We start from the raw sequence: 6816 nt of genomic DNA, 5'->3' as shown, positions 1-6816 counted from the left end.
CAGGGCGACACCGCCGAGCTGCGCCGCCGCGAGCTGGATGGTCTCAATGCCGTGAACCGCGAGGTGCTAGAGCGCATCTTCCGCCTCGAAGACGAGCAGGCCGCCGCTGCAGCTGCCGCCAGCGCCGCCGCCGAATTGGCCGCCCAGCAGCGCGCCGCGGCCGAGGAAGCCGCTGCACAGGCGCGCGCGATCGCGGATGAACGTGCCGGACTTGAGAGCCGTCTCCTCCAGCTTCAGGGCAACACGGCTGAACTGCGCCGGCGTGAACTGGATCAGCTGAATGCGGTCAACCGCGAGGTGCAGGAGCGGATCTACAGGCTTGAGGACGAGCAGGCCGCAGCCGCGGCCGCCGCCGCCGCCGCCGCCGAGCTGGCCCGGGCCCAGGAGGAGCAGGCCGCCGCAGCTGAGGCGCTGCGCAAGTCCGGCGTGGATCTGGAGATTCGCTATCTGGAGCTGCTGGGCGACACCGCGGCCGCGACCGCGCTGCGCCGGCAGGAAGAGCGCGCCGCCACCGATGCGAGCCTGCAAGGCTGGCTCGACCTGATTTACGGGCTGGAGGACGCGCAGGTCGCCCAGCAGGCCTACGAAGACGCCGTCACCTCGCACAGCAATGCCGTGGCAGCGGCGCGCGATACGCTGTCAGAAGCCTATGAGCGCGAAGCCCGCACCATCACCGAGACCAAGGAACGCTTCAGCGAGCTTGGGCAGGAGCTGCGCGACTATCGCGATGAGCTGACCGGCGCGGCGCTGGCCGGGGCCGCATCCTATCGCGCGGCGCAGGTCCAATTCATGACCACGGCCGCGCTGGCCCGGACGGGCGACATGGCCGGGCTGGGTGGCCTTCGCGATGCGTCCTCGGCCTTCCTCGAAGCCAGCCGATCGCGCGCTACCAGTCTGCAGGAATACCAGCGCGATCTGGCCGCCGTGACGCGTGCAGTGAGCGAGGGGATCACCGCGACCGAAGAGGCGGTCGACTATGCCGAGCTGCAGCTTGAGGCGCTCGACCGTTCGGTCGAAGGTCTGATCGAGATCAACGAAAGCGTGATCTCGGTCGAGGAAGCGATCGCCCGGCTTGAGCAGCTGATGACCGATGGTCCGGCCGCCGGCACCGCGCCGAGCATCCCGGCTGCCGTCCAGCCATCCGCGCCCGCCGGCACCGCGCCGCTCGACCGCAATATCGAGAACCTGCTGGCCGAGTTCGTCGCCATGCGCCGCGAGCAGCGTGAGAGCGGTGAGCGGGGCAGCAGGTCGCTCGAATACCTGCAGCGCTTGTTCGAACGCTTCGAGGATCCGGACGGGCTTCGTGTTGTGCAGGTGGAACCGGCATGAAGATCTTCCGCAGCATCGATATCGACGAGACCGTATTCACCGCCACCAACGCGGTGGAGACCGTCGCCCTGTGGAACGCGGGCACCACCTATGCGGTCGATGCCGAGGCGCGATCGGACACCACGCACCGCATCTATCGCAGCCTGCAGGCAAGTAACACCAACCACGATCCCGAGGTCGACGTCGATCCTGAAAGCGGCCTTGGTGAGTGGTGGCAGGATGTCGGGCCGACCAACGCCTGGGCGATGTTCGATCCGGTCAACCTGACCCAGACTTCCGTGGCCGATGGTATCGCGGTGACGCTGGAGCCCTCCGGCCTGGTCAATGCGATCGCGCTGTTCAATCTCGAAGCCTCCAGCGTCACCGTGACGATCACCGATGACGACGCTGGCGAAGTCTACAACGAGACCTTCGACCTGATCAGCACCGGCAACGTCGGCGATGATTTCTACGCCTGGTGTTTTGAGCCGATCATCCGCCGCACCGATTTGCACGTCGAGAACCTGCCCGCATATCTCGGAGCGCAGGTCGACATCGCGATCGACAACCCGGGCGGCATGGCGCGCTGCGGCAATTGCGTGGCGGGTGCCCAGCGTCAGCTTGGTGAGACCGCCTGGGGCTTCGAGACCGGCAACATCAGCTACAGCCGTCGGATCGAGGACGACTTCGGCAACATCAAGTTGGTCAGGCGGCCGAGCCGCAAGCGCGCCAGCTTTCAGGTGCTCGTCCGGCGCGCGTTTCGCGATGAGGTGTCGCGCCTGCTCGATCTCTACGAGTCCGAGCCGATCGTCTTCATCGGGACCGGCCAGTTCGCCGCCACCATCATTTACGGCTTCTACACCCGCTACGATCTGCGCGGTGACAACGTCCCCGAGAGCACCCTCAGCATCACAATCGAAGGCTTCGTCTGATGAGCTTCCCCACGCTGCCCCCTGCGCCTGTAGCCCCGTCGCGAGGGCTGCCTGCTGTGTTCAATGAACGGATGCAGGCCATGATGGCCTACATCGAAGGCTTTCCGGATGATTGGAACGCTGTGGCCGAGGCGGCCGACGAAGAGGTCGCCGCCGCGATGCAGGCCGTGCAGGCCGCCGCCAGCGCCGCCTTCAGCGCGACCAGCAGCACGTCGCTGGCGATCGGCAGCGGCACCAAAAGCTTCAGCGCCACGCCCGGGGCGGCCTTCATCGGCGGCATGGAAGTGCTGATGAGCAGCAATGCGGCGCCGGGCACCAACAACATGACTGGCACCGTCACCAGCTACGACGCTGAGACCGGCGCTATGGTTGTCGCCGTGCCAGCCGCCAGCTTCAACGGCAGCGGCACCTATGCCGACTGGTCGATTGCTCTCTCGGTTGGACAGGCGGCTTTGGCGGTCGCCGTGAACGCTGCGATCGCCAGCCTCCTCGACGGTGCCCCGGGCGCGCTCAACACGCTCAACGAGCTCGCAGCTGCGCTTGGCGATGATGCGAACTTTGCCGCCACGGTTACCGCAGCGCTGGCGCTGAAGGCGAACGCGGCCGATCTTGGCGCGGCTGCAGCGCTGGGGGTCGCCAGCCAGGCGCAGGCCGAGGCCGGCACCGCCACCAATGTGCTGATGACGCCACAACGCGTGGCGCAGGCGATCGATGCTCTGGTAGCTGATGGATACAACCAGATCGGCTCCCCGGTTTCCACTGCCAGCGGAACGGGCTGGGGCTTCAGTAGCATCCCGGCCACCTATCAGGACCTCTATGTTCTGATTTCTGGGGTCAGCACGTCTGCCACCGCCGCCTTCCAGGTCCAGTTTTCCGGGAACAACGGTACGGACAGGACCACCGCGTCCGCCCTCGGAACTATCGAGGCAGCAAGGGGCGGCTTCGGTGGCGTTCATGTGCTCAATTATCGCCAACTGGTCGGGCTCGCTCATGGCGGCGTCCTCAACTCCGATGCGGTCAATCAGGCTGGCACCGTTGGGACGTCGCCCATCGGATGGCGCCTCAATGCCGCAATCCTCAATTCCATTTTCTTCTCCTGGGCTGGCGGTCTCACTGGCGATGCCGGCACCATCACACTGTTCGGAAGGTAGGCCATGCCCACTCAGATCATCATGAATTGCGAGACCGGCGATATCCAGGAAATTGAGCTCGCTCCGCTCACGCTCGCCGAGCAGAAGCAGGCCCTGCGCGAACGGATCAACGCGCGACGCGATGCGGCCTTCGCGGCTGGGTGGACCGTCAGTGGCACCGGCACCGCGCTGGACGGGCATGTGCTTCAGACCCGCGATGTTGAGGACCGCACCAACTGGCTGACCAGCCAGGCATCCTATTCCGCTGCCGTCGCCATAGGCGCCGGGGCGGTGGAGGATGCCATGTTCCGCACCGCCGCCAATGCCACCATCACGCTGTCCTACGCCTCTGGTCTTGCCGCGCTGCTAGCTCTCGCTGGTTGGGGCAAGACCGTCATGGGCAACAGCTGGTCGCTGAAGGATGCCGTGGACGCGGCCGCTGATCAGACCGCGCTCGATGCGATCGATGTGGAGGCTGGCTGGCCATGATCCCGCCGCCAGTCATTCCGGCCCCGTAACCCTATCCCCGCGCAGGAGACCCCAAATGCCCCGCCGAAAGAGAGAAACCGTCCATGTCCCGGCCGACGTCGCCGAGGCCACCGGCATGATCGCCGAATATGTCGCTCTTGAGCGCTCGAGCGCGCTGGAACGGCTCGCCGCCAAAGACGCGATCGACCGGGTCAAGGCACAGTGCGATGCGGCCCTTGTCGAGATCGAGGCGGAGATGCAGCCGCTGTTCGAAGGCATCAAGGCGTGGTGGGAAGCTGGTGGCCGCACCGCGGTAGCCAAGGGCCGCAAGTCGGCCGAGATCGCCAATGCCAAGATCGGCATCCGGCTTGGCATGCCGCAGGTGCGGTTCGCCCGCAAGGTGAAGGTCGGCGATGTGGTGGTCTGGCTGCGATCACTGCGCTGGGCCCGCGCCGGAGAGTTCGTGCGCGTCAAGATCAGCCTCGACAAGGAAGCAGTGATCAAGGCTGTCCGCTCCGAGCCTGAGGTAGCCAAGCAGTTCGAAGGCAAGCTGACCGTCGAGCAGGAGGAGGAGTTCTTCATCGACACCGGGCTGGACGAGGCCGAGCTGCGGACGGTTTCGACCGCGAAAGCCTCAGAGAATTGACCAGCACGCACCGCGCGCTCGGCGCTGGCGATAAGTGCAATCGATATGCGAAAGGAACTGAAAGATGTCGCAGAACACCAGCCTTGAAATTGGAACCAACTGGGATCTGCTCACCGACGCCGACGTGACCGAGGTGACCTTCCAGAACATCGGCTCCGAGGCGATTTACGTGATCGGGACTAGTGGAGACGACGAACCTGACGTCGATGCACTCGGTGTCCAATACGGGCCCGGTGAAGGCGAGGCGAAGTGCTCGCTGGCGAACCTCTTCCCGGGCGTTAGCGGTGTGAACCGGCTCTGGGCCAAGGCGATCTACCAAAACACCATCGTCTTCGTCAGCCATGCGTGAGATCCGCTCGCCGCTTAGCGGGTTCCTGTCGCCGGTCGGCATGAAGCGCGGTGCGGTTGGAGCTTCGCCCGCCCCGCTGACCGTCTATGATTTTGCCAACGGCTATTACTTTGCTGATGGGCAAGAGCGCACGCTGTCCGAGATGTGGCAGGTGGTCGATAATGGCTTCTGGACCACCGATTACGTGTTCAATCCGGCTGATGTAGTCCCCGGTGACGGATGGGTGGTTGATGCTACGGGCGACCTGAATAACTACCTGCTGTTCAGCGAAATTGCCAAGGCGGGCTGGTGGGACGGCGGCACGTATGAGTTCGCGTTCGTGATGGATTGCGAATTTATTGTGAGCAATACCAGCGTTCTTCTGGTTTTCGCAACACCGCTTGGAAGCACAAACAATATACAATTTGGCCCCGAAGCACTTCTGGCAGGCACGCCTCCCGCAAGCTCGATATACCTCAGCGGGTCAGGTGTTTACCTGACCCCGACTGTCAACCTGAGCGAAGAATTGCCGTTTGGGAATGGTCCTGTGAAGGTTGGATTTAGCTTCACAGCCACAGAGATAAAAGTTTCTGTCAATGGCGCCTTGGTAGAGACAATACCCCTCTCCATTAATGCCCCGCTGTCCCAGCTAAGTTTGCCGTTTATCAATGGCTCGGCAACCGGCACGATCATCAAGTCCATCAAGGTCTATCCGCCTAGCGCCGACATTGTTGCCCTAACCCGCCCCGATTGGGTGCCGGAAAGGGCAGAAGCCTTTCTCGACTTCCTGAACGACCGCTATTGGGTCGGCGGTGCGGTCGTAAGCCGCTCAGCAGTAATCAGCACTCCTAGCTCCGTTACGGTCAGTGGGCTTGAATCTCGCGGGGGTGAGGCGGTTCCCGGCCTGATCGGTGCAGCGGCGACGGCATTTGCGCAAACCAACAAGACCTTCGTGATCGAGACAGAATACGTGTCTGGCGATGGCGTCTTCATCACCTATGGGGATTACGGTGTCGGGGGGTATCCTTGGGAATACTACACCGGCAACTCTGGCGCTGCTCTGTCTTTAGATGCTGGCGATACCGATGACTACTACGGCCCCGCCGATAGCACCCCAATCACGCTGGGGATCAACCGCGTGGCCTTCAACGCCTCAGATGTGACACTGGCCGTCAGCACGGACGGCAGCGCGGTGGGGACAGCTGCGAGCGGCCCGGTCGATGCACCAACCGGGGCGGCAAACAGCGTGTTTTTCGGTGGCCTGCAAAGCGTTGGGATTGTCGATCCCACCTACACCTTCAACACCCGCACGATGGCGGTTTACGCCCTCAAGGATCAGTCTGAGTTGGTCGGGCTGTCAACGCCATGACCACCGACACCTTCTTGATCGCCCTTGGTGTCCTTGGTGTCCTTGCTGTCGCTGTGCTGTTCCTACGGCGCGAGCATCGCACCGCCAGCGCACAAGCTGGCCTCGTCATCGGCCCTTGGATCAGCGGGAAGACGCGCAGCAAAGGCTATCCGATGCGCCTTGATCGGCAAGGCAAGGGTTGGGTTATCCATCTCAAGCAGGACGGCCAAATCAACGCGGTGCTGGATTATGAGGCCAGCATCCCGGCCGGTGCCCTAAAGCTGATCTGGCATTACCGCGCCGATGTTACCAGCGCCCAGCCTGTCGAGCGCCCCGATGCCGCACCCCTCGTCAGCCTTGTCCTACAGCGTGAGGGTGATGACTGGTCGGGCGAAGGGGAGAGGGGCAGCTACCGGCTCTATTCGCCCGCCTTCCCGCTTGAGAGCGGCGAGCAAAGCCGCGAGATACCGCTGACAGGCTGGACGAACGTGTGGGGCCAACCTGCCGACATGGGCCCTGTCCTCTCCGACCTATCCAACGTGGCGGTCGCGTTCGGTCATTCATCGGGCCGGATGCACGGTGTCAGCGGCGCAGGCACCTTCAGCCAAATCTCATTGGAGGCCATCTGATGCCCGCCGCCGTCCCGATGAAATCAA

Annotated in this window: 8 protein-coding genes; all 8 read left to right on the top strand. The window is 63.7% G+C overall.

Annotation, left to right across the window (positions count from 1 at the left end; all coding sequences use genetic code 11):
* Nucleotides 1-1329 (top strand): hypothetical protein (locus GRI59_RS15580; RefSeq protein WP_202390840.1); only part of this gene is annotated, 1329 nt, incomplete at its 5' end.
* Nucleotides 1326-2240, top strand: coding sequence for a hypothetical protein (locus GRI59_RS01010; protein ID WP_160759347.1), 915 nt, complete (start codon nucleotides 1326-1328; stop codon nucleotides 2238-2240). The genes GRI59_RS15580 and GRI59_RS01010, both read left to right, overlap by 4 nt.
* Nucleotides 2240-3391 carry a hypothetical protein gene (locus GRI59_RS15575; RefSeq protein WP_183363558.1) on the top strand — a complete coding sequence of 384 codons (1152 nt, stop codon included), beginning with the start codon at nucleotides 2240-2242 and terminating at the stop codon, nucleotides 3389-3391. Before GRI59_RS01010 ends, GRI59_RS15575 begins: the two co-directional genes overlap by 1 nt.
* A gap of 3 nt (nucleotides 3392-3394) precedes the next feature.
* A complete protein-coding gene (locus GRI59_RS01000) occupies nucleotides 3395-3859 on the top strand; it encodes a DUF4376 domain-containing protein (RefSeq protein ID WP_160759346.1) in 465 nt (154 codons plus the stop codon).
* A gap of 55 nt (nucleotides 3860-3914) precedes the next feature.
* Nucleotides 3915-4484, top strand: a complete 570-nt coding sequence (locus tag GRI59_RS00995; RefSeq protein WP_160759345.1) for a host-nuclease inhibitor Gam family protein — start codon at nucleotides 3915-3917, stop codon at nucleotides 4482-4484.
* Between the two features lie 64 nt (nucleotides 4485-4548).
* The gene (locus GRI59_RS00990) at nucleotides 4549-4833 is read left to right on the top strand and encodes a hypothetical protein (RefSeq protein ID WP_160759344.1); all 285 of its coding nucleotides are present in this window, start codon (nucleotides 4549-4551) and stop codon (nucleotides 4831-4833) included.
* On the top strand, nucleotides 4826-6181 hold the full coding sequence (locus GRI59_RS00985; RefSeq protein ID WP_160759343.1) for a hypothetical protein: 1356 nt from the start codon (nucleotides 4826-4828) through the stop codon (nucleotides 6179-6181). Before GRI59_RS00990 ends, GRI59_RS00985 begins: the two co-directional genes overlap by 8 nt.
* A complete protein-coding gene (locus tag GRI59_RS00980) occupies nucleotides 6178-6789 on the top strand; it encodes a hypothetical protein (RefSeq protein ID WP_160759342.1) in 612 nt (203 codons plus the stop codon). Before GRI59_RS00985 ends, GRI59_RS00980 begins: the two co-directional genes overlap by 4 nt.
* Nucleotides 6790-6816: the final 27 nt, after the last annotated feature.

The sequence above is a fragment of the Erythrobacter ramosus genome, from assembly GCF_009828055.1.
Lineage (GTDB): Bacteria > Pseudomonadota > Alphaproteobacteria > Sphingomonadales > Sphingomonadaceae > Erythrobacter > Erythrobacter ramosus.
This window is presented reverse-complemented; position numbering and strand designations above follow the sequence as displayed.

Excerpts from the sequence above, each read along its gene's own strand:
- GRI59_RS01010 (WP_160759347.1), top strand. The coding sequence starts at position 1,326 with ATGAAGATCTTCCGCAGCATCGATATCGACGAGACCGTATTCACCGCC.
- GRI59_RS15575 (WP_183363558.1), top strand. The coding sequence starts at position 2,240 with ATGAGCTTCCCCACGCTGCCCCCTGCGCCTGTAGCCCCGTCGCGAGGG.
- GRI59_RS01000 (WP_160759346.1), top strand. The coding sequence starts at position 3,395 with ATGCCCACTCAGATCATCATGAATTGCGAGACCGGCGATATCCAGGAA.
- GRI59_RS00995 (WP_160759345.1), top strand. The coding sequence starts at position 3,915 with ATGCCCCGCCGAAAGAGAGAAACCGTCCATGTCCCGGCCGACGTCGCC.
- GRI59_RS00990 (WP_160759344.1), top strand. The coding sequence starts at position 4,549 with ATGTCGCAGAACACCAGCCTTGAAATTGGAACCAACTGGGATCTGCTC.
- GRI59_RS00985 (WP_160759343.1), top strand. The coding sequence starts at position 4,826 with ATGCGTGAGATCCGCTCGCCGCTTAGCGGGTTCCTGTCGCCGGTCGGC.
- GRI59_RS00980 (WP_160759342.1), top strand. The coding sequence starts at position 6,178 with ATGACCACCGACACCTTCTTGATCGCCCTTGGTGTCCTTGGTGTCCTT.